This window comes from Leptotrichia sp. oral taxon 223, assembly GCF_013394795.1.
Taxonomy (GTDB): domain Bacteria; phylum Fusobacteriota; class Fusobacteriia; order Fusobacteriales; family Leptotrichiaceae; genus Leptotrichia.
Window position 1 is genome coordinate 2,046,034 of sequence record NZ_JABXYU010000001.1, and the last position, 22,314, is coordinate 2,068,347.

Consider the following 22,314-nt stretch of genomic DNA (forward strand, 5'->3'; position numbering starts at 1 on the left):
ATGTTAAATCTTCAATATCATTTTAGTACATTTTTGCTAAATTTTCAATACATTATCTTTATTTTTTTCAATTTTTAATTTTTTTATTTTTCTCCTAGAGTTGCTGTCATAACCGCCTTTATTGTATGCATCCTGTTTTCGGCCTCATCAAACACCACGGAATTTTTGCTTTTGAACACTTCATCAGTAACTTCCATTTCCTTAATGCCATACTTCTGTTCAATTTCCTTTGCAACCTTTGTATTCAAGTCATGAAATGCAGGAAGGCAGTGCATAAACAGATAGTCATCCTTTGCATGTTTTACAAGTTCGCTATTTACCTGATAATATGAAAGCCTGTTTATTCTCTCCTTCCATACATCAGATGATTCTCCCATTGATACCCATACATCCGTATAAATCACATCCGCATCCTTCACGCCAGCAATCCTGTCATCTGTAAATGAAACACGTCCTCCATTTTCCTCAGCCAGTCTTAATGCAGTTTCAGCCAGTTCCTTATCTGGAAAATACTCTTTCGGAGCAACAATTGTAAAATCCATTCCAAATTTTGCCGCCCCAATCATAAGTGAACTCGCCATATTATTTTTCCCGTCCCCAAGATATGCAAGCTTAATACCCTTTAAAGTCCCCTTTTTTTCTAAAATTGTCAAAAAATCCGCTAAAACCTGTGTAGGATGAAACTCAGTCGTAAGCCCGTTCCACACAGGCACACGAGAATGCTCTGCTAATGCCTCGACCAAATCCTGCCCGTATCCACGGTATTCAATCCCGTCATAAAATCTTCCCAAAACCTTTGCAGTATCTTCAATAGATTCCTTGTCATTTATTTGCGAAGTGGAAGGCCCGATATAAGTAACATTTGCCCCCTGATCATAAGCCGCTACCTCAAATGCGCATCTAGTCCGTGTCGAAGTTTTTTCAAAAATTAGTGCAATATTTTTTCCAACTAATTTTTTCTTTTCAGTTTTATTTTTTTTATCCTCCTTCAATTTCTTTGCCAAATCCAGCAAATATTGCAATTCCTCCGTTGTAAAGTCCAGCAGTTTCAAAAATGAACGTCCTTTCAACATAATTTTACCTCTTTTCCTAATATTGTTTTGCAATTTATATATTCTATTATATCATTTAAATCTTATAATTTATACTATTTCCTGTTTAAACAATGAAAATCAAAAAATTAAACTCATTTTTTACAAGATCATGCTATTATATTTGCCTATTAACTATTAAAATGTCCTTTAATTAAATTTAATCATTAAGTATCCAACGTAAGGACTTTTATAATTTTATTTCTCTTTATTTAAATGGAGTTTAATATTAAAATGCTTTTAGAAATAAGGGATTTAATTTAACTTCTTGTTTTTTTATTGACTGAAAAATATTAATTTGATATACTGAAAATAACGAAGAATACGATTATGGGGGTATAAAATGAAACATAAAAAAGAAAAAATTGTAAAGACAAATGCTTTAAGACAGCTAGATAAACAAAAGATTCCATACATTATCCATACTTATGAGTGGAGCGAAGATAAAAGCGGAGGGCTTGGTGTTGCTGAAAAGTTGCCTGAATTGGCGGAGAGAGTTTTTAAGACAATTGTGTTAAAGGGGAAAAGTAAGAATTTGTATGTTTGTGTGATTCATGGAGAGGCTCATCTGGATTTGAAGAAAGTGGCAAAGGCTTGTGAAGAGAAAAATATTGATTTATTGCCATTATCAGAATTGGAGAAGGAAACAGGATATATTCGAGGAGGATGTTCTCCTGTGGGAATGAAGAAACTGTTCAGGACTTTTTTTGACAAGGAAGTTGAAAAATTTGACAAAATAATGGTTTCAGCTGGTAGGCGAGGATTACAGATGGAAGTGGAAACAGACAAGCTGGTTGAAGTAGTGAAGGGGACTATTGTGGATTTGACGATGGAAGAAATTTAGATTGTGAAGGGATGACGTTTAAATGCTAATTTTTTTATAGTTTATTTTTTAGTATGCGTTTTAGTTATAGTGGATTACAAAATTGATATTGTACTTTAGAAAAATTTTTTTGTAAAATATGTTCAAGAAGATTGGTAGTGTAACTGTAATTAAAAAATGACATATAAAAATTAGGAGGGAATATTATGAAATATGTAACTTTAAACAATGGAGTAAAAATGCCGATATTAGGATTCGGAGTATTCCAAATTGAAGATGCGAAAGAATGTGAGGAAGTAGTTTACAATGCATTAAAGACAGGATATAGACTGATTGATACAGCTGCGTCCTACAGAAACGAAGAAGCTGTGGGAAGAGGTATAAAAAGAAGCGGTATACCGAGAGAAGAAATTTTTGTTACAACAAAATTATGGGTAAGTGATGCAAATTATGAAAAGGCAAAATTGGCATTTGAAACTTCTTTAAAAAAATTGGATTTGGAATATATTGATTTATATCTGATACACCAGCCATTTAATGATGTATATGGAGCTTGGAGAGCGATGACAGAGCTGTATAAGGAAGGGAAAATAAAAACAATTGGTGTAAGTAACTTCTATCCTGACAGACTGGTTGATTTTATTATGAATAATGAAGTAGTGCCAGCTGTAAATCAGGTGGAAACACATCCTTTCAATCAGCAGATTAAAGCAAATGAAATAATGAAGGAATATGGGGTTCAAATAGAATCATGGGGACCTTTTGCAGAAGGAAAAAATGGAATATTTGCAAATGAAATTTTGTCTGAAATTGGTAAAAAATACAATAAATCTGTGGCTCAGGTAATTTTAAGATGGCTAATTCAAAGAAATATAGTTGTAATACCTAAATCAACAAGAAAAGACAGAATTGAAGAAAATTTTAATGTATTTGACTTTGAATTGAGTGTAGAAGATATGAATAAAATAGCTGAACTTGATAAAAAGGAAAGTTTATTTTTAAACCATGATGATGTAGAAATAGTAAAATGGCTTAATGGAAGGAAATAATAAAAATACGAGGGAGATTTCTTCCCTCTTATTTTTTAAGAATTTTTACTAAAACTATCAAAAAGTTTCTCAATTTCATTTTTTATATTTTTCTTACAGACACAGTAGAAAGTCATTTTTGCTTCCTTGTCAGCAATTGGAATTGAAATATTATTTTTGAAATTGTCTTCACGTTCAAGTGTGAAATTTGAACGGAAATGCAGTAAATTCTGCATTTCAGCTAATTCCTGATAAATAATCCTGTCATTTTGAATAAGGAAGTTCATATTAGGCATTTTTTCTAAAACTACATCTTTCCATATTCCTATTGGATTGAATAAGAGCATTCTGTCATCTGTAATATCTGAAAAATGTATTTCCTTCTTTTTAGCCAGCGGATGACTTAGAGGAACTGATAAAAATAATCGTTCAGTTTTGTATTTTATACAGAAAAATTCAGAATTATCAATAGGTTCAGAAAGTATAATCATCTGATAAATGTCATTTTTAAGTTTTTCAAATAACTGAAGATTATTTTCTATTTTATGAAGAATATATTTTTCAGGATAAAATCTTCCAAATAATGAAATCATATCCCACAATGGAGCCGGAGCACATGAACCGATTGAAAAATTATTTTGAATCTGATTATTTTTATTAACTTTTTCTTCCATTTCATCTACAAGATTCAATATTTTTTCTGCGTACTGGATAACAGTTTTTCCATTTTGATTTAATTCCATCTTATTTTTTTTCCTGTCAAACAGTTCAACCCCTAAAGTTTTTTCTAGCTTTTGTATCGAACGGGAAAGTGCAGGCTGTGAAATATACAACTTTTCAGCAGCTTTTGATAATGTTCCATATGTTGCAAACGCAATAAGCTGTTTAAGTTGTTCCAATTCTATCATATTAATCACCTCATATAATTTTTATTTCTAGTATGCATTTTAATTATAGCACATTTTCTAAACGGTATTGTACTTTTATCTTAAATTTTAGTATTATAACTATATATAAAGATAAGGAAATAAAAATAAGAAAATGAAGGAGATTATATATGAAAAAAAATTTAATATTATTAATGGCAATAGGGATATTATCAGCAACTGCAAGTTTTGGATTTCAGAAGCCTGTAACAATTAAAGAACAGGGAAGTTTTATGGCAGGAGGAACAGTTGTAACATCACCAGGAGAATATAAAGATTCGGAGCCTATGAATTTTGATGGGGAAACATTACATGGAGATCATGCCTATGTATTTTATCAAAAGCCAGTAAAAGCAAAAAAGAATAGTATTGTATTTTTACATGGGTATGGACAGTCAGGAAAAAGTTGGGAAAGTACACCAGATGGAAGAGATGGATTTCAAAATATATTTTTGGAAAAAGGATACAGTACATATATTGTTGACCAGCCTAGACGTGGTAGAGCTGGGCAGTCAACAGTTCCAAGAAATTTAACAGCAAGACCGGATGACCAGCTTTGGTATAATAATTTTCGTATAGGACAATGGCCAAATATATATGACAATGTTTCAGTCCCTAGAGATAAGGAATCGCGAGAACAGTTTTTTAGACAAATGACTCCTGATACTGGAGATTTTGACCAAAAAGTTATAAGTGATGCGATGGTAAAAGTTTTTGAAAAATCAGGAAATGGAGTTTTAGTAACTCATTCTGCTGGTGGAGGACCTGGTTGGGACACTGCCATAGCTTCTGACAAAGTAAAAGGAGTAATTGCATTAGAACCTGGAACTTTCCCATTTCCAAAAGGAAAATTACCAGAAGTTGAAAAAACAACAAGTCCATTTCCAGCTAGTGGCTATGAAGTGTCTGATGCTGAATTTAAAAAATTAACTAAAATTCCAATAGTTGTATATTTTGGTGATAATATTCCAACTGAATTAACTGATAACTGGGGTTTAGATAATTGGAGAATAAGAGTAAATTTAGCTAAAAAATGGGAAAAAATGATGAATGAAGCAGGTGGAGATGTAAAAGTTGTAATGCTACCTGATATAGGAATAAAAGGAAGTACACACTTTATGATGGCAGATTTAAATAATAGAGAAGTAGCAAATGCCATGGAAAAATGGATGAAAGAAAAAGGATTAGCAAAATAAAAATAGCAGAGTAATAAAAGCACATGAAAATCTTGATAAAGTTCATGTGGAATTAAAAAATGCTAAAATAAATAATTTTGACTCTTAAAATAAAATTTGGAAAGAAAAGAATGAAAAAAATAAAAAAATATATATTAACTTTTATAATTTTTTTACTGGGAGGAAATTTAATTATGGCAAATTCAGTAAATAATCTAAGTATTACTAAAAAAGAAAATTTAAAATATATCAAAGCAGATCCAAAATATTTTTCAGGAGAAGCAGAGTTTGCAATCTTACCACAAATTGATATATCTAAGGATAGTGTTGCAATAGTAGATTTTGAAGTTGGAGTAGTTAACAATTGGCATTCACATTCAAAAGGGCAATATTTATATATAACTGAGGGAGAAGGTAGAGTTCAAGAATGGGGTAAGGAAATTCAATATGTAAAGAAAGGTGATGTTGTATGGATACCAGCAGATGTAAAACATTGGCATGGAGCTGGGGAAACAACTTCAATGTCCCACTTAGTAATAACACCTGATACTGAAAATAATACAACTACTTGGTTTGAAAAAGTTGAATTAAATGAAAAACCAACAGAAGAAAGATTGAAAATTTCTATTGAGAAACATAAACAAAATACTTCTTTGACAGAAAAACAACTAGCTATTGTTTCAATAGCAGCTAATACGGCAAAAGGAGATTTAAATAAATTAAAAGTAGCTTTGAATAAGGGATTAGATAAAGGTTTAACTATTAATGAAATAAGAGAAATTTTAAATCATCAATATGCTTATATAGGTTTTCCAAGAGCACTAAATGGAATGCTTACTTTAAATAAAGTGTTAGAAGAAAGAAAAGTTAATGGTAAAAAAGATATTGAAGGGAAAGTTCCTACAAATAAGGGGGATATAAATTACTATGAATATGGAACAGAAACTTTAAGTATTTTATCTCAAAGAGATAGCAGTGGATTATTACAAAATTTTGATGGAGTTGACTATGCTTTAAAGGCACATTTATTTGGTTATTTATTTAGTAGAGATAATTTAAACTATGTAAATAGAGAATTAACAACAGTTTCAACCATTTCCACAATATCAGGTGGAGAGGCACAATTAGCTTCACATGTTAATTTAATAACTAATTTAGGAATTAAAAAAAGTGATTTAGAAAAAGTTGTAAATATTTTAAATAAAGAAGTTGATAGTGATTCATCTAATAGATTAAAAGGAGTTGTTGAAAAATGAAAAAAATGCTATTAGTAGCTTTATTTTTATTACAAATTGGAACTGGAAATTTATTATTTTCTGAAACAAATGAAAATAAAAATGTAGTTAAAAAAATTGAAAATACTGTAAATCAAAATACTAATACAATAGCTACAACAGAAAGTGGAAAAATACAAGGATTTATTCAAGATGAAATATATACTTACTTAGGTGTACCTTATGCAAGAGCCGAAAGATTTATGGCACCTAAAAAAGTAGAAAAATGGAATGGTATTAAACAAACTGTAACTTTTGGAACATATTTTTCACAAGGTGAGAGTATGGTTTCAAGTGGAGGTTGGTTTGCAGGACCTAAATTAGAGATGAGTGAAAATTCTCATAACTTAAATATATGGACTCCTGGTATAAAAGATGGAAAGAAAAGACCAGTAATGGTATGGTTACATGGTGGAGGTTTTAGAAGCGGTTCATCTGCTGAAAATTATATTTTTGATGGAAAAAATTTAAGTAAAAAAGGAGATGTAGTAGTAGTTTCTGTAAATCATAGATTAAATTCACTAGGTTTCTTAGATTTATCAGCTTATGGAGAAAAATATAAAAATTCTGCCAATGCTGGAATTATGGATTTAGTTGCTTCTCTTGAATGGATAAGAGATAACATAGAAGAATTTGGAGGAGATCCTAATAATGTAACTATATTTGGAGAGTCAGGAGGAGGAGCAAAAGTTTTAACTCTTATGGCTACACCAGCTGCAAAAGGTTTATTCCACAAAGCTATATCTGAAAGTGGAGCAGTAGAAAAAATGGGAATGACACTTTTACCAGAAAAAGCTACTAGAAGAGTTGCAGAATTAACTCTTGAAAATTTAGGATTAAATGCAAAAAATGTAGATGAAATTCAAAAAATACCTTATGAAAAAGTTATGGAAGCAACAGAAAAAGCCTTAGCAAAAACAGCTGAGGAACAAGGTTATAAAAATGTTTTAACTGGACAACCAGGACTTGATTGGGCACCTAAATTAGATAGCTATATTCCAGTAGAACCTGTAGGAGAAAAATATTCAGAACAATCAAGAGAGATTCCTTTATTAATAGGTACTAACTTAACAGAATGGGAAACAATGCCATTTGTATTATCAAATAATAAAGTTGAAAATAAAAATACTTTTACTAATGCAGAAATAAAAAAGAAAATGCAAGAAAAATATGGTGACAGAGCAGAAGCAATAGCGAAAGAATTTAAAAAGGCTTATCCAGAAAGAAAAGCAGTAGATGCACTTTATGTTGATGCTTTATTAAGAAAACAAACATTGAAAACAACAAGATTAAAAGCAGATCAAAATGGAGCACCAGTATATAGTTATATTTTTGCTTGGGATAATCCTATGATTGATGGTATGGCAATGTCTTTTCATACAGCAGAAATTCCATTTGTATTTAATAATATAGATAAAGTTGAAGGAACTTTAAAAGGTAGAGGAAAGGATGCCTATAAATTAGCAGGAAAAATTAGTCAAGTTTGGATAAATTTTGCAAGAACAGGGAATCCTAATGCAGAAGGTTTACCAAAATGGTTACCATATAATACTAAAAATGGAGCAGTTATGATTTTTGATGATAAGTCAGGAGTTAAATATAAACATGATGAGGAGTTAATGAAATTATTAGCACCTGACTATAATTTCTAAAATATTATGAGAAGACTGAATATATTAATTTTAATTATTATTAACTTTTTCTATATAAAAAGTATAGAAGCAAGTGTTGGAGGAGAAAAAATGTTAAAAAAAGAATACTTAAATAAAGATAGTACAATAAAAGAACTTTTAACTTATCCAAGTATAAAAGAGTTTTCAAAATTTATTTTACCTCTTGAACATGGTTACAATCCAAACTCAAAATTAAAAGATATAGCTTATTTATTACCATATCATAATAATATAAATACTGATACAACTTTAAAGAGTATTAATTATATAATTGATAGAAGTGAAAAGGGTGAAGAGATATTCTATAAAATTTATACCGATAAAGAAATAAAAGAAGATAAGAGCAAAGCAAATACAGGAATATTTTTCTTTAAAGGAAATAAAAATGCACCTTTTGCTATAATCAATGCGGGTGGAGGCTTTTCCTATGTTGGTTCTATACATGAGGGTTTTCCTTATGCAATAGAATTAAATAAAAGAGGTTATAATGCTTTTGTTTTACAATATAGAGTTGAAGATGGTTATAGGGCAACTCAGGACCTAGCAAGAGCAATATCATATATAATTGAAAATAAAGATTTATTTGAAGTTGATATAAATAATTACTCTTTATGGGGAAGTTCAGCAGGAGCTAGGATGGTTGCAGCAATTGGCTCAAGAGGTTTAGTTTCTTTTGGAGAAAAAAATTATACTAAACCCAATACAATAGTTATGCTTTACACAGGATTAGCTAGTTTTACACTAAATGATCCTCCTACATTTATGGCAGTTGGTGACAGAGATGGAATTGCTAATCCAAGAGTTGTTGAAAATAGATTTAATGAAATGAAAAAAGCAGGCTTAAAAGTAGAATTTCATAAATATAAAAATGTAAAGCATGGCTTTGGATTAGGCATTGGAACTTCAGCAGAAAATTGGATAGATAGTGCTATAAAATTTTGGGAAAAGCAAAGTGTAAAATATGAAAAGTGACTAACTTATGGTTGAGGGTATGGCAATGTCTTTCCACACAGCAGAAATTCCATTTGTATTTAATAATATAGATAAGATCGAAGGACTTATAAAAGGTAGAGAAAAAGAAGCTTATAAATTAGCAGATAAAGTAAGTCAAGCTTGGATAAATTTTGCAAGAACAGGAAATCCTAATGTGAAAGGCTTACCAAAATGGTTACCATATAATACTAAAAATGGAGCAGTTATGATTTTTGATGATAAGTCAGAAGTTAAATATAAACATGATGAGGAGTTAATGAAATTATTAGCACCTGACTATAATTTCTAAAATATTAGGAGGTATGGCAATGGCAAATTATAGAAATAATCCTTTTACATTTGTATATGATGGAGCGATTACAAAAAATGAAAAAGGAAAGGTAAATGTAGAAAAAGTAAGTTATAAAATTAATGGAATTGATATTGCAGCTAATGTATACAAACCTGCAAATTATACTCCAAATGGTAAATTTCCAGCAATAGTGGTAGCACACCCAAATGGTGGAGTTAAAGAACAAGTTGCAGGGTTATATGCACAAAAATTAGCAGAACAAGGATATGTTACAATAGCTTTTGATGCTGCTTATCAAGGAGCAAGTGGAGGAAAACCTCGTTATGTAGATAAACCTGCAAATCGTATGGAAGATATAAGAGCTGCAGCTGATTTCATAACTCAATATCCTGGTGTAGATAAAAATAGATTAGGTTTATTAGGAATTTGTGGTGGAGGTGGCTACTCAATAAAAGTAGCACAAACAGATAAAAGATTTAAAACTGTAGCGACTGTAAGTATGTTTAATACAGGTGATGTTAGACGTAATGGATATAATCGTACACAAATGGATACTATACAAACTCGTTTAAAAGATGCTTCAGATGCAAGAGCACAAGAAGCAGCAGGTGGAGAAGTTAGATACACACCAGCTTTTGCAGATGGAATGACAAAAGAAGAAATAGCAGCATTACCTTTTGAATTGTATAGAGATGGTTATGAATATTATGGAATAACTCATAAACATCCAAATTCTCAAACTAATAATACAGTTAGTAGCTTATTAGATTTAATGTCTTTTGATGTTAATACTAATGTAGATTTAATAAATCAGCCATTATTAATGATAGCTGGAGATAAGGCTGATAGTTTGTATATGACAGAAGAAGTTTTTAAAAATGCAACTGGAACAAATAATAAAGAATTATTTTTAGTAAAAGGTGCAACTCATATTCAAACTTACTGGAAGCCTGAGTTTGTGAAAGAAATTAGTGGAAAATTGACACAGTTTTATAATAAAAATTTATAAAACAAAGAATATAGAGTATATTTAAAAATAAAACAGGAGGCAAAAAAATGAAAAATTTTGTAAATAGAAATAGATTTTGTAAAGTAATTTTAAATATGGCGGTATTATTTGGATTTATTGCATGTGGAAATAATTCTTCAGCAGTAAATAACCAAAATTCAAGAAAAAACGGAAATGCAAAAAAAGGGAACGGAAAAGTCTTAGTTGTATATTATTCACAGACAGGTACAACTGAAGGAGTTGCTAAAATTATTGCGAGAGAAACGAATGCAGATTTGATTAAATTGGAAGTAAAAAACGAGTATACAAGTGATGATTTGAATTGGACTGATGAAAATAGTAGAGTTAACAGAGAACATGATAACCCAAATAGTAGAAATGTAGAATTGAAAAATGCGGTTATTCCTGATTTTTCTTCATATGATACCGTATTTATCGGGTATCCGATTTGGTGGAGAGAGGCTTCCTGGGTTCTGGATGATTTTGTTAAGAAAAATGATTTTACTGGAAAAACTGTAATTCCGTTTGGTACATCAATGTCAACAGGAGATGGGACTAGCGGAAACAGATTGAAAAAATTGACAAAAACAGGAAACTGGGTTGATGGACAAAGATTTTCCAGCAGTTATAATGAATCTGAGGTTGTAGATTGGGTGAAAAGCTTAAAATACTGAATAGAAACTGGAGATGCAGAGTGGTTTGAAGAAGTTTCAGATGAAGAATATGAAAAACTGAAAATTGAATTTTCTACTGATTTATGATACAATTGTACTATTATTATAAAATCATGGAATGGAGTTTGATTATGAATAAGGAAAGACTTGCAGCTTTTATGGATGCCGTACTTGCAATTATTATGACAATTCTCATATTAGAGCTAAAAAAGCCTGAAACAGCAACTTTAAAAGCCCTTTGGAATCTGAGAGTAGATTTTTTTGCATATACGCTTTCATTTTTCTGGCTTGGAACAATGTGGGTAAATCTGCATAATGAATGGCATAAAATAAAATATATTACACCGTCAATTGTCTGGGTAAATGTAGTAATACTTTTCTTTTCTTCATTTTTTCCATATGTAACTTCTTTTGTCACTTCATATTATAACAGTAGTGTAGCACAAGGATTTTATGGGATAATAGTTCTAGCTGTTACATTCTGCAATATAATTTCGTTGTATCTGATAGAAAAGGTGAATAAACATGATAAAGAATTGCGGGAATCATTAAAAATAATGATAAGATGGATAAAAGTTGATATAAGTATAAAAATAATTGGGTTAATAATATCGTGTATATTTTATCCGCCAGCAATGATGATAAGTGTTTATATTACTTTATTTGGAATTGCATTTCCGGAACAGTATAAGGCAATAAAAAGAAGAAGGGATTAATAGGAGTAGTAAATCTAATACTGATCATGAAAATGTAAAGCATTGGCATGGAGCAACGAAAGACAGCTGGTTTTCACATATTGCCATTACAGCTGGAGATGCAGAGTGGTTTGAAGAAGTTTCAGATGAAGAATATGAAAAACTGAAAATTGAATTTTCTACTGATTTATGATACAATTGTACTATTATTATAAAATCATGGAATGGAGTTTGATTATGAATAAGGAAAGACTTGCAGCTTTTATGGATGCCGTACTTGCAATTATTATGACAATTCTCATATTAGAGCTAAAAAAGCCTGAAACAGCAACTTTAAAAGCCCTTTGGAATTTAAGAGTAAATTTTTTTGCATATACGATTTCATTTTTCTGGCTTGGAACAATGTGGATAAATATGCATAATGAATGGCATAAAATAAAATACATTACACCGGCAGTTGTCTGGGCAAACGTAGTTTTACTGTTTTTTTCTTCGTTTTTTCCTTATGTGACTTCTTTTGTCACTTCATATTACAACAGTAGTGTAGCACAAGGATTTTATGGGATAATAGTTCTGGCTGTTACATTTTGTAATATAATTTCTGGGCATTTGATAGGAAAAGCAAATAGAAACGATGAGAAACTACAGGAATCATTAAAAATAAGGATGAGATGGTTAAGTATTGATACAATTATAAAAATTATAGGGTTAATAATATCGTGCACCTTTTATCCGCCTGCAATGATGACAAGTGTTTATATTACTTTACTTGGAATTGTACTTCCCGCACAATATAAGGCGGCAAAAAGGAGAAGGGAAAAATAGAAATATGAAATTTTTTCAGCTTATTCCTAGTGGACAGTTTGGCTTAGAAAATGTAGCAGAAGAGTTTGGGATAAGTGGAAGGACTCTTCAAAGAAATCTGTCGGCAGAAAATACCAGTTTTAATCAGCTGGTGAAAGATATTCAGAAAATAATGACTTTCAACTATTTGGAAGCAGAGGAACTTTCAATTGATGAAATAGCCTATCTGGTTGGATACACAGAGATTTCGTCCTTCTATCGAGCATTCAAAAATTGGACAGGGAAAACAGTTTCGCAGTATCAAAAAGAGAAGTAATAGATATTAAAATGCGTCAGAAAACCGACGTATTTTTTTTGTCGTATTTTTGACGGAATTATGGTATAATTTTTTCAGGAGGATTTAAAGGTATGAAAGAAAATAGAGAATTAGAATTAAAATTAACGATAACAAATACTTTTTTAAAAACAGTGAGTGCTTTTGCTAATTATGGTTCAGGTAGAATAATTTTTGGAATTGATGATAATGGAAAAATTGTAGGGATAGATGATTTGGATGAGACATGCTTAAATCTTGAAAATAAAATAAATGATAATATTGTACCAAAACCTAATTTTAGTTTTATAAAAAATAATAGGGATAAAACTATAACACTTGTAGTTAAAGAGGGACTTGATAAACCGTATTTATACAAAGGAAAAGCCTATAAAAGAAATGATACATCAACTATTGAAGTTGACAGATTAGAATTGAATAGACTTACTTTGGAAGGAATGAACAGATATTTTGAAGAATTACGATCAAATGACCAAGATTTAAAATTTGAAGTATTGAAAAAAGAATTAAAGGAAAAACTTGCAATTGAAAATTTTTCTATTGATTTACTTAAAACATTGAATTTATATGATGATAAAGAAGGTTACAACAATGCTGCGGCACTTGTAGCAGATAGAAATTCATTTTCAGGAATAGATATTGCGAGATTTGGTAAGGATATAAATAAGATTCTTGACCGAAATACATTTGTCAATATGTCTATTTTTTCTCAATTTCATAAAACTATAGAAGTATTTGAAAGATACTATAAATATGAGGAAATTCAGGGTTTTGAAAGAATTGAAAAAGAATTAATACCAGAAAAAGCTTTTAGAGAAGTGATTGCAAATGCGATAATTCATAGAACTTGGGATATAAACTCAAATATAAGAATATCAATGTTTGAGAATAGAATTGAAGTTGTTTCTCCAGGAGGATTGCCTTCGGGAATAACTGAAAAAGAATATTTAAACGGACAAATTTCACAACTTAGAAATCCTATTTTGGGAAATGTTTTTTTTAGATTGAAGTATATTGAAATGTTTGGAACAGGAATAAGAAGAATAAATGAAATTTACAGAAATTATAGCACAAAACCTATTTATGAAATCAATGAAAACTCAATAAAAATCACACTTTTTACAATTTTTAATAAAATATTTTTGTCTAAAGATGAAAAAATTGTATTTGAAACATTAAAAGATGGAAATATTTTATCGAATAAGGAAATATCAGAAATAACAGGATTTAAAAAGGATAAAAATTTGAAATTATTGAAATCTTTGGTTGAGAAAAAATATATTGTAACTATTGGAAATGGAAGAGGAACTAAGTATTATAAAAACTAAAAAACCACAAAAAAACGATGTAAATATTTTTGTCGTATTTTAAATTTGAAATTTTTATTATTCAAATTATATTCTAATCAAAAAAAAAAAAGAATAGTGATGTAAAATAATATAAAATTGAAAAATATATTAAGAAAGGTGCTGATTTTTATGAAAAGAATTGTAGTTATTTTATCATTAGTTTTAGGAAGTTTGAGCTTTTCATTTGGACTTGGTTACCCTCAGATTACAGTTGAAAAAGGATATTGTGAAGGAGGAAAAGTTATAAGAAGGTATACGATGGGAGAAGAGGTACACGGAGGAGGAGGTACGAGAACTGTTATGAATTTCAAATTATGTAGAATTAATGGATTAAGATATAGAAATATAGGAGTAACAATACTTGGATATTATAAAAATTCAACTTTATCTATGAACGAAGGGGTCAATATAGCAATAGATTATGATAAGAGAATTATATTTTATGATCCAGCAGGTCTTTAATTTTTATGTAAAGTTTATATTTAGTAAAAAATGATTGAAAAATGAAAAAGTTGTTTCATAAAATAATCCTCATGAGACAGCTTTTAATTCAATAAAATCTATTTTTAAAAATTCTAAATTACAAGAGAGTGTCCAGGATTTTGTGTAAACTAATAGATAAATTCAGTAAATTCAGTACTTTGCTATTCTATTTACACAAAAATTTTTACACTCTCTTTGTGAACTCAAAATATAGTTTTCATATATTATATTTATTTTTTTAAGACATTTTTTTCATTTTCTGATTTTTATAATATCATCTTCTTCTAATTCACCAATAATAAATCTTTCAATATTAGTATTTTCCATTTATTAGCTATTATTGAAACAGTATATTCAACTGGACATTCTGTGTATACTTTTCTCATGAATTCACCTCTTGTATTCATTATACCATTATACGATACTTTAAATAAGTACAAAAAAGCCTGTCTCAAAATAGTAAAACTATAAATATAATATATAAAAACTATATTTTTTTATAATGATATTTTCTGGGAGCTGGATACTTGTAATGATAAAATTCCCATACAATCATTTTAACCTTGCATACTGGACAGTAAAAAGGATTCATCCAAAAAGTCTTGTACATCTGCCTTTGATAAAATGAATATCTTGACACGGCAATGTTTTTCCTGAAAGCATCAATTGTCTTTTTAAGCCTGTCGGAAATACACCTTGAATAAAATCCGTAGCGGTTTACCATCTTAAAGTTCTTAGGGGGCAGATGAATTAAAATATGGGAAATAAATTTTTCAGAAGGCATAGTAATGTAAGTTTTTTTTATCATTAGCTAGATCGTTAAAAAAGAAAGTGACCTTGTCATCAGCAATGTCAGTAATCTTGTATTCGGCAATAGGGGAGCGTGAGAAGTATTGTCCAAGATACCTGATAATGCCTTTTGTGCTTTATAATTTTTTGTTGTAACTATTGACATTACATCAAAAATATTGTATTATAATTTTATAAGATGTAACTATCACTATTACATCTAAAGGGAGATTAGAAGTTTTATAGAATATCAGAGTCAATTTTGAAGTTTTGAAAATAAAAAAAGCCATTTAAAAAAAATAAAAATATAGAAAAAAGGAGAATGAACTTATGCAGATATCAAGTAGATTTACGATAGCACTACATATTTTTGCTTGTGTAGAGGTATTTAAAGATGAGTACAAAATTACAAGTGATTTTCTTGCTGGGAGTATAAATACAAATCCTGTTATTATAAGAAAAATTTTGACAAAATTAAAAAGTGCGGGATTGATAACAGTTGCAAGAGGAACTGGAGGAATTGAAGTGACAAAACCTCTAAAGGAAATAACATTTTATGATGTATATGTGGCAATAGAACCATTGGAAGATAATGAATTGTTTAATTTTCATAAAAATCCGAATCCAGAATGTCCTGTGGGAAAAAATATTCATAAATTGCTTGACAGAAAACTTGAAACAATACAGAAGGTTATGGAAGATGAAATGAAAAAATATACACTGGAAGGTCTTAAAGATGAGATGCAGGAGATTTTAGGAAAAAAAGACTAAATTTAAAATAACAAAATTGAGGAAAATATTTGTGAAATTATAGAAATTATTTGAATGAATAATGGAAGGAAGGTAGAGTTATGGAAAAGAATAAAGAGCAGGAAAAAAGGCTTGATTATCTTTTAGAAGAGTTCAAAGCTGATTCAGTTGAATATAAAGATATAGAAGTTCCAGAAGATATAAATGGAAAACGTTGTATTTTAAGGTCTTTAATGAATGTCCGTATGCCTAAGAAAATGTCAGATTCAGTATTGAAGGTACAAGATGAATATTTATCTGTCTGTGCTGAGGAAAAAGGTATTGTCCAGCTTTCAGATATTCCTGTAACTAAAGGGAATATTTCTATATGGCAGGGAGATATTACAAGGCTTGAAGTGGATGTCATAGTAAATGCGGCAAATTCTCAAATGTTAGGATGTTTTATACCGATGCACATGTGCATTGATAACCAGATTCATACTTATGCAGGAGTACAGCTTAGGGAAGAATGCAGTCATAAAATGAAGGAATTAAGGGCAAAATATGGAAGTCATTACGAGCAGCCAACATCTGTTCCTATGATTACAAATGCCTACAATCTTCCTGCAAAAAATGTAATTCATGTAGTCGGTCCAATAGTAAGAAATAGACTGACAGCAGAATTAGAACAGGAATTGGCAGATTGCTATACAAACGTTTTAAATATGTGTCTGGAAAATAATTTGAAAAGTGTAGCATTTTGCTGTATTTCGACTGGAGTATTTCGTTTTCCGAATAAAAGGGCGGCAGAAATTGCTGTGGATACAGTACAAAAATGGTTAGTGGAAAATCCAAATGCTATGGAAAGGGTGATTTTTAATGTTTTTAAAGAGGAAGATAAAAAATATTATGAAGAAATCTTACAGTAGAAGAAATGGATATTTAGAAACACTTCAAAAAGGATTGGTGGTATTGGGGACTTTTGAAAATAAGTTTTCATTAGGAAAAGGTTCGAGAGAAGAACGAATAGAACTTTTGAAAAATGAAATTCAAAATGCGGATGCTATCCTAGTAGGTGCTGGTTCAGGATTATCAACTTCGGCAGGTTTTACATATAGCGGAGAAAGATTTGAAAAATACTTTTTTGACTTTATAAAGGAATATGGCATTACAGATATGTATTCAGGTGGATTTTATCCATTTCCAAATGATGAAATCCGTTGGGCTTGGTGGGCAAGACACATATATTTTAATCGTTATGTGAAAGCTCCAAAACCTGTCTATAATGAATTATTTTCACTTTTAAAAGATAAAGATTATTTTGTTATTACAACAAATGTGGATCATCAATTTCAAAAGGCAGGATTTGATAAAAAGAGACTTTTCTATACGCAAGGAGATTACGGTTTATTCCAAAGTGTGAATCCGCAGATACAAAAAACCTATGATAATGAAGAATGGGTAATGAAAGCGATGGAAGCACAAGGATTTGTAAAAGATGGAAATGGAGTATTCGGCATTCCTACGAATGGAGAAATTCTTATGAGAATACCGGCAGAATTAATTCCTAAATGCCCTGATGACAGCTCAGATATGACAACTAATCTTCGGGCTGACAGTTCATTTGTAGAAGATGAAGGATGGTATACAGCTGCTGAAAAATATTCAGAATTTCTTGAAAATCACAAAAATATGCACATTTTGTTTCTAGAATTAGGAGTTGGAGCAAACACGCCTGTAATCATTAAGTATCCCTTCTGGTATATGACGATGGAAAACAAAAAAGCTGTTTATGCCTGTATAAATTACAGGGAAGCATTTTGTCCGATTAAACTTGAAGATAGAAGTATTTGTTTAGATGGGGATATTGGGGAAGTTTTGGGTGAAATATATAAAAAAATTGAAGAAGATATTTAAAATTTTTTTCATTTTCCAGTTGATAAAATCTGTATCAATTGATATTGAAAATAAAATATCAAAAAAATAAAAGATGTGCTGGATTTTATTGAACCTTTTTAGTATAATTACTATTATGGATTCAGATACAAGGAGAAGGAGTAAGATGAAAAAAGACAGATTAGTAGGCTTTTTTGATGGAGTTATAGCGATTATAATGACAGTCTTAGTATTGGAGCTGCCTAAAATAAAAGGCACAACATTGGCAGCCATTTGGGAAAATAGAGTAAATTATTTTGCATATATAACGACATTTATACTGTTTGTAATATTTTGGGATACTCATCATATGATATTTGACAAGGTTGAGAAAATAAATTCTAAAATAGTTAAAATACAGATGCTTTTATTGTTTTTGAATACGCTGTTTCCATATATAACATTGTGGGTTTCTGAAAATCCTTACAGCTATTTGGTGGAATGTGTATATATATTTTTTCTGTTGGGAGAGAATATCATTTATTCGTGGCTTTGTAATGAACTTGTGAAGGCAGATTCCGAAAATATAAAGCTAAAGAAAACAGTAATAAGTCTTAAAAGACACAAAATAACAACGATTTTACAAATTTCTTCTTTTATAATAGGTCTATTTAATCCAATGCTTATGCTAGTAATAGGATTTATTTCATTGTCAATATGGTATATTCCAATGCCTAAACTGAAAAAAAAGAAATATTAAAACACGTTAAAAAACTGATGGAGATATTTTAGATAAAATAAATGAAGGAGTGGAAAATGAACTACAAACTTGTATTAATAGACTTGGATGACACACTTTTTGATTATCCAAAAACTGAAAAAGAGGCATTTAGGAGAACGTTTGAAGAATTGGGATTTTTTGCAGAAAGTGAATTGGGGCAGAAGAAAAAAGAAGAAATTTATGAGAAGATAAAAGATAGATATAAAGATGTGAATTTGCAGTTGTGGAAGGATTTGGAAAAAGGGGCTGTGGATAAGGATAGATTAAAGGTTGTGAGATTTGAAAAAATAATTGAGGAATTTGATTTGAAATATAATCCGTACAAAATGAGCGAGCTTTACTTGAAAAAACTGGGAGAAGGGATTTTTCCTTTTGAAGCAACTGAAAAACTATGTGAATATTTACATTCAAAATATAAAGTCGGAATTGTAACTAATGGTATAAAGGAAGTCCAGTATCCAAGAATAGAAAATTCTGTAATTGCAAAATACATTGATAAAATCATTATTTCCGATGAAGTTGGAGTAAATAAGCCTGATAAACGAATATTTGAATATGCAATAAATTATTTTCAAATAATGGACAAAGCCGAAGTTATAATGATAGGTGATTCATTAGGAGCAGATATAAAGGGAGGACAAAACGCTGAAATTGATACTTGCTGGGTAAATTTACGAAATAATGTAAATGATGCTGGAATAATTCCCAAATATGAAATAGGCAACCTGGAAGAATTATTTGAAATATTATAAATTTACTTAAAACTTTACTGAATTTATAAGAAAAATAAAATTTTTTTATAGTAAAATGACTAGAGAGTCAATTTTTTAAAAAATATAGTTTTTGTTTAAAATTCATCATAATTGTTTTATAAATATTTTTTTATAATTTTTAAGTTGTTTTATTTATCCAACTGTGAAACTCATGTTTTCAATCTTTAAACAGTCATAGTTGAACAAATAAAAAAGCCGTCGATTTATTAAGCTAAAATTAAAATTTGAGAGCGGGTGTACAGAGGTATGGCGTTTGATACACCTGCGTAAAAAATCAGAAAATAAAAAACAAGAAAAAAATTATTGAATAAAATAACTTGAAATCAAAATTAGGGGAAATAATTTGTCTTAATAATTCAAGAGAAGATTTTTAGTAAATATTAGTAAAAAAATTTGTAAGAAGGAGGATAATGTAGATGATTGAAAAAAGAAAAAGATTTTTGTTTTTAATTATTTTTCTTTTGGTAAATAGTTTTGGGTTTTCTGAAAGCCTGAAAGATGAAAATTATTTTGTGCTAAAAAATGAGAAAAAAGATGAACAAAATTTGGAAAAAAATAAGGAAGAGAAAGAAAAGAGATTCTTGGAAAATGAACTTAAGATGGAATCATATAAGAATACTGTAAATAATGAAAAAAATTTAGAAAATAAAAAAAGTGAAATTCCTTTTAAGGATAAGAAAATTGGGCTGGTGCTTAGCGGAGGGACAGCGAAAGGGCTTGCTCATATTGGGATATTGAAGGTGCTGGATGAAGAGAAGGTGCCTGTGGAATATGCGACGGGAACAAGTATGGGAAGCATTATTGCTGGAATGTACAGTGTGGGCTATACTCCGCAGGAAATTGAGGAAATAGCAACGAGTATGGACTGGATAGGACTTTTTAGCGATAAAATCGAAAGAAAGGATAAGGGGGCTATAAGAAATTCGATTGAGGATAAAAATAGCACGGTAATTCCGATGAAAAATTTTATGCCAAAATTACCTAGTGGAGTTGTTGGGGGAAAGACTGCTAGCCAAAGGTTGAATGAAATTTTTTATGGAGCGTTAAGAGTACAGGATTTCAGAAAATTTCCAAGAAAATTTGCGGCAGTTGCGACTGACTTGGAATCTGGAGAAGGAGTTATGCTTGACAAGGGTTCAATTGCAACGGCTATTAGGGAAAGTTTGTCATTGCCGTCAATTTTTGCGCCTATCCGAGATGAGAAAAGGCTTTACATTGATGGAGGAGTTACTCGAAATTTACCTGTGCAGGATGTAAAAGTGCTTGGAGCAGATTATACAATTGGAGTGAATGTAGGAGATGGATTTACAAAAAGAGATGAGTCCAAAATGAACTTGATTGATGTAATTTCAGATTCTACAACAATTGCCGGAAGACAGGAAGTGGAGCGGCAAATCCGTATGCTTGACTTGTATATGAAACCAGATTTGGAAAAGTTCGAGTCCTATGATTTTTCAAAGGTGAAGGAACTTATTGCGGCTGGAGAGAAAATCGCAAGGGAGAATATAGATGAAATCAGAAAATTGTCAAATCCTGAACTTTATGAAAAGCTGGAGGAGAAACGGAAGGAGTTTAGACGGACTTGGAGCGATGAGTACAATATTACAGGAGTTGTGATAGAAGGGAACAAAAAATATAAAAAAGCGTATTTTGATAAATTTTTACCTAAGAAACTTGGCATTTTAAACAGGCTGGATATGGAAAAAATTGTTAATAATATTTATCAGAATGGTGATTTTACAACGGTTTATTATGAAGTCAAAGATAACGATCTGGTAATAAATGTGCAGGAAAAACCGAGCGACTATTTGACGCTTTCAGGAAACATAAACAATGAAGACTTGGCTACGGTAAATGTTGGATTTCAAGGGAGCAAGATTTTAAATAATACAAACGTCAGGTATTCAGTAAGCGGGACAGTTGCGAATGAATATGGGGCAAGAGGCAAGGCTACCGTTGAACTTGGAAAAAATTCAAAAGCGCTGGTTTACAGTGAATTTGAATACAAACGTGACATTATAAAAAATCAGAAGTACAATAATGGATATTTTGATTTTGAAAACAGGAAATTCAAATTTGGAACAGGAATCGGGTTTGAAATGTACAAAAATTTACTATTTTCAGTAGGTGGAGGTTATCAATTTTCAGATGTGACAAAACATGAAAATCATGATGAAAATGTAAGAAAATCATTCCCGTATTTTGAAGCGCAGCTGGATTACGACACAAGAGACAGTATAAACTTTGCGACAAGAGGAGTGCACTTATTTTCAAGTTATACATTGGCAAATGCAAAAAAGGCCAAATTTAACTCACTAAGCGCAGGTGGAGAAATTAACATACCGATTGGCGAAAAAATTACAATCACTCCAAAAGTGGCATATTTAACATCCTATGGAGACGATATTCCAGAAACTTACAGGCCTAAAATGGGAGGAATACGGACAGCTGACAATTCATTAGAATTTGCTGGAATGCCGGCAGATAAAATTCGTGGAAACAGCATTTTTGTCGGGAGCCTGAAAGCCCAGTACAATGTTTCAAAACTTGTATATTTAGACACAACATATTCAAGGGCAAGTATTTCGCAGAAGAGCTACAGTTTTGGAAATGATGGAAAGGAAAGCTATAAATTTGGGCTTGGGGTAAAAGCCTTGTCAATTCCGCTTTATTTTGGATTTGCAAAAGTGCCGGGAGAAAGCTGGCGGTACATTATAAACTTTGGATATTTGCCAGAATAATAA

Annotated in this window: 24 protein-coding genes; 20 read left to right on the forward strand and 4 right to left on the reverse strand. The window is 30.5% G+C overall.

The features are described 5' to 3' along the window. Positions 1–83 precede the first annotated feature (83 nt). Entirely contained in the window at positions 84–1,073 is a 990-nt protein-coding gene (argF, locus tag HW275_RS09625) for an ornithine carbamoyltransferase (protein WP_178936313.1), read from the reverse strand. A gap of 361 nt (positions 1,074–1,434) precedes the next feature. Between argF and ybaK the strand changes: the two genes are divergently transcribed. Further along, a complete protein-coding gene (gene ybaK / locus HW275_RS09630; protein WP_178936314.1) occupies positions 1,435–1,935 on the forward strand; it encodes a Cys-tRNA(Pro) deacylase in 501 nt (166 codons plus the stop codon). A gap of 185 nt (positions 1,936–2,120) precedes the next feature. After that, positions 2,121–2,963 carry an aldo/keto reductase gene (locus tag HW275_RS09635; protein ID WP_178936315.1) on the forward strand — a complete coding sequence of 281 codons (843 nt, stop codon included), beginning with the start codon at positions 2,121–2,123 and terminating at the stop codon, positions 2,961–2,963. A gap of 35 nt (positions 2,964–2,998) precedes the next feature. Here the strand turns inward: HW275_RS09635 and HW275_RS09640 are convergent, their stop codons facing one another. After that, positions 2,999–3,850, reverse strand: coding sequence for a LysR family transcriptional regulator (locus HW275_RS09640; RefSeq protein WP_178936316.1), 852 nt, complete (start codon positions 3,848–3,850; stop codon positions 2,999–3,001). Between the two features lie 149 nt (positions 3,851–3,999). Between HW275_RS09640 and HW275_RS09645 the strand changes: the two genes are divergently transcribed. The 12 genes from HW275_RS09645 to HW275_RS09700 all read left to right on the forward strand — a co-directional run bounded on the left by HW275_RS09645 (position 4,000) and on the right by HW275_RS09700 (position 14,602). Continuing rightward, positions 4,000–5,064 carry an alpha/beta fold hydrolase gene (locus HW275_RS09645; protein WP_178936317.1) on the forward strand — a complete coding sequence of 355 codons (1,065 nt, stop codon included), beginning with the start codon at positions 4,000–4,002 and terminating at the stop codon, positions 5,062–5,064. A 110-nt stretch (positions 5,065–5,174) separates the two neighbouring features. Continuing rightward, the gene (locus HW275_RS09650; RefSeq protein ID WP_018499005.1) at positions 5,175–6,299 is read left to right on the forward strand and encodes a carboxymuconolactone decarboxylase family protein; all 1,125 of its coding nucleotides are present in this window, start codon (positions 5,175–5,177) and stop codon (positions 6,297–6,299) included. Continuing rightward, positions 6,296–7,969: a carboxylesterase/lipase family protein gene (locus HW275_RS09655; protein ID WP_178936318.1), complete on the forward strand. Its 1,674-nt coding sequence runs from the start codon at positions 6,296–6,298 to the stop codon at positions 7,967–7,969. The genes HW275_RS09650 and HW275_RS09655 overlap by 4 nt, the downstream gene beginning before the upstream one ends. 90 nt (positions 7,970–8,059) lie before the next feature. Further along, positions 8,060–8,962: an alpha/beta hydrolase gene (locus HW275_RS09660; protein ID WP_178936319.1), complete on the forward strand. Its 903-nt coding sequence runs from the start codon at positions 8,060–8,062 to the stop codon at positions 8,960–8,962. A 25-nt stretch (positions 8,963–8,987) separates the two neighbouring features. Next, positions 8,988–9,272: a carboxylesterase family protein gene (locus tag HW275_RS09665; RefSeq protein WP_255460059.1), complete on the forward strand. Its 285-nt coding sequence runs from the start codon at positions 8,988–8,990 to the stop codon at positions 9,270–9,272. Between the two features lie 19 nt (positions 9,273–9,291). Then, positions 9,292–10,284, forward strand: a complete 993-nt coding sequence (locus tag HW275_RS09670) for an alpha/beta hydrolase (protein WP_218975119.1) — start codon at positions 9,292–9,294, stop codon at positions 10,282–10,284. 47 nt (positions 10,285–10,331) lie between these two features. After that, positions 10,332–10,958, forward strand: coding sequence for a flavodoxin (locus HW275_RS09675; protein ID WP_178936321.1), 627 nt, complete (start codon positions 10,332–10,334; stop codon positions 10,956–10,958). 131 nt (positions 10,959–11,089) lie between these two features. After that, positions 11,090–11,674: a TMEM175 family protein gene (locus HW275_RS09680; RefSeq protein ID WP_178936322.1), complete on the forward strand. Its 585-nt coding sequence runs from the start codon at positions 11,090–11,092 to the stop codon at positions 11,672–11,674. A gap of 216 nt (positions 11,675–11,890) precedes the next feature. Continuing rightward, the gene (locus tag HW275_RS09685; protein ID WP_018497706.1) at positions 11,891–12,478 is read left to right on the forward strand and encodes a TMEM175 family protein; all 588 of its coding nucleotides are present in this window, start codon (positions 11,891–11,893) and stop codon (positions 12,476–12,478) included. Positions 12,479–12,482: 4 nt separating this feature from the next. Continuing rightward, the gene (locus HW275_RS09690; protein WP_018497707.1) at positions 12,483–12,773 is read left to right on the forward strand and encodes an AraC family transcriptional regulator; all 291 of its coding nucleotides are present in this window, start codon (positions 12,483–12,485) and stop codon (positions 12,771–12,773) included. A gap of 92 nt (positions 12,774–12,865) precedes the next feature. Continuing rightward, a complete protein-coding gene (locus tag HW275_RS09695) occupies positions 12,866–14,119 on the forward strand; it encodes an RNA-binding domain-containing protein (RefSeq protein WP_178936323.1) in 1,254 nt (417 codons plus the stop codon). Positions 14,120–14,269: 150 nt separating this feature from the next. Continuing rightward, on the forward strand, positions 14,270–14,602 hold the full coding sequence (locus HW275_RS09700) for a hypothetical protein (protein WP_178936324.1): 333 nt from the start codon (positions 14,270–14,272) through the stop codon (positions 14,600–14,602). Positions 14,603–15,110: 508 nt separating this feature from the next. Here the strand turns inward: HW275_RS09700 and HW275_RS09705 are convergent. Beyond that, on the reverse strand, positions 15,111–15,431 hold the full coding sequence (locus HW275_RS09705) for a transposase (RefSeq protein ID WP_178936325.1): 321 nt from the start codon (positions 15,429–15,431) through the stop codon (positions 15,111–15,113). Continuing rightward, positions 15,397–15,537 (reverse strand): transposase, encoded by a 141-nt coding sequence (locus HW275_RS12600; RefSeq protein WP_178936450.1) that lies wholly within the window; start codon positions 15,535–15,537, stop codon positions 15,397–15,399. The genes HW275_RS09705 and HW275_RS12600 overlap by 35 nt, the downstream gene beginning before the upstream one ends. Positions 15,538–15,742: 205 nt before the next feature. On the opposite strand from HW275_RS12600, the gene HW275_RS09715 reads away from it, so the two are divergent. The 6 genes from HW275_RS09715 (at position 15,743) to HW275_RS09740 (ending at position 22,311) form a co-directional block, all read left to right on the forward strand. After that, positions 15,743–16,183, forward strand: coding sequence for an Rrf2 family transcriptional regulator (locus HW275_RS09715; RefSeq protein WP_178936326.1), 441 nt, complete (start codon positions 15,743–15,745; stop codon positions 16,181–16,183). Positions 16,184–16,263: 80 nt separating this feature from the next. Beyond that, positions 16,264–17,070: a protein-ADP-ribose hydrolase gene (locus HW275_RS09720; protein ID WP_178936327.1), complete on the forward strand. Its 807-nt coding sequence runs from the start codon at positions 16,264–16,266 to the stop codon at positions 17,068–17,070. Continuing rightward, positions 17,051–18,058 carry a hypothetical protein gene (locus tag HW275_RS09725; RefSeq protein WP_178936328.1) on the forward strand — a complete coding sequence of 336 codons (1,008 nt, stop codon included), beginning with the start codon at positions 17,051–17,053 and terminating at the stop codon, positions 18,056–18,058. The genes HW275_RS09720 and HW275_RS09725 overlap by 20 nt, the downstream gene beginning before the upstream one ends. A gap of 145 nt (positions 18,059–18,203) precedes the next feature. Beyond that, positions 18,204–18,776: a TMEM175 family protein gene (locus tag HW275_RS09730; RefSeq protein ID WP_178936329.1), complete on the forward strand. Its 573-nt coding sequence runs from the start codon at positions 18,204–18,206 to the stop codon at positions 18,774–18,776. A gap of 56 nt (positions 18,777–18,832) precedes the next feature. Beyond that, complete coding sequence (locus HW275_RS09735) at positions 18,833–19,549, forward strand: YjjG family noncanonical pyrimidine nucleotidase (protein ID WP_178936330.1); 717 nt, start codon at positions 18,833–18,835, stop codon at positions 19,547–19,549. Between the two features lie 437 nt (positions 19,550–19,986). Then, the gene (locus tag HW275_RS09740; protein ID WP_178936331.1) at positions 19,987–22,311 is read left to right on the forward strand and encodes a patatin-like phospholipase family protein; all 2,325 of its coding nucleotides are present in this window, start codon (positions 19,987–19,989) and stop codon (positions 22,309–22,311) included. Positions 22,312–22,314: the final 3 nt, after the last annotated feature.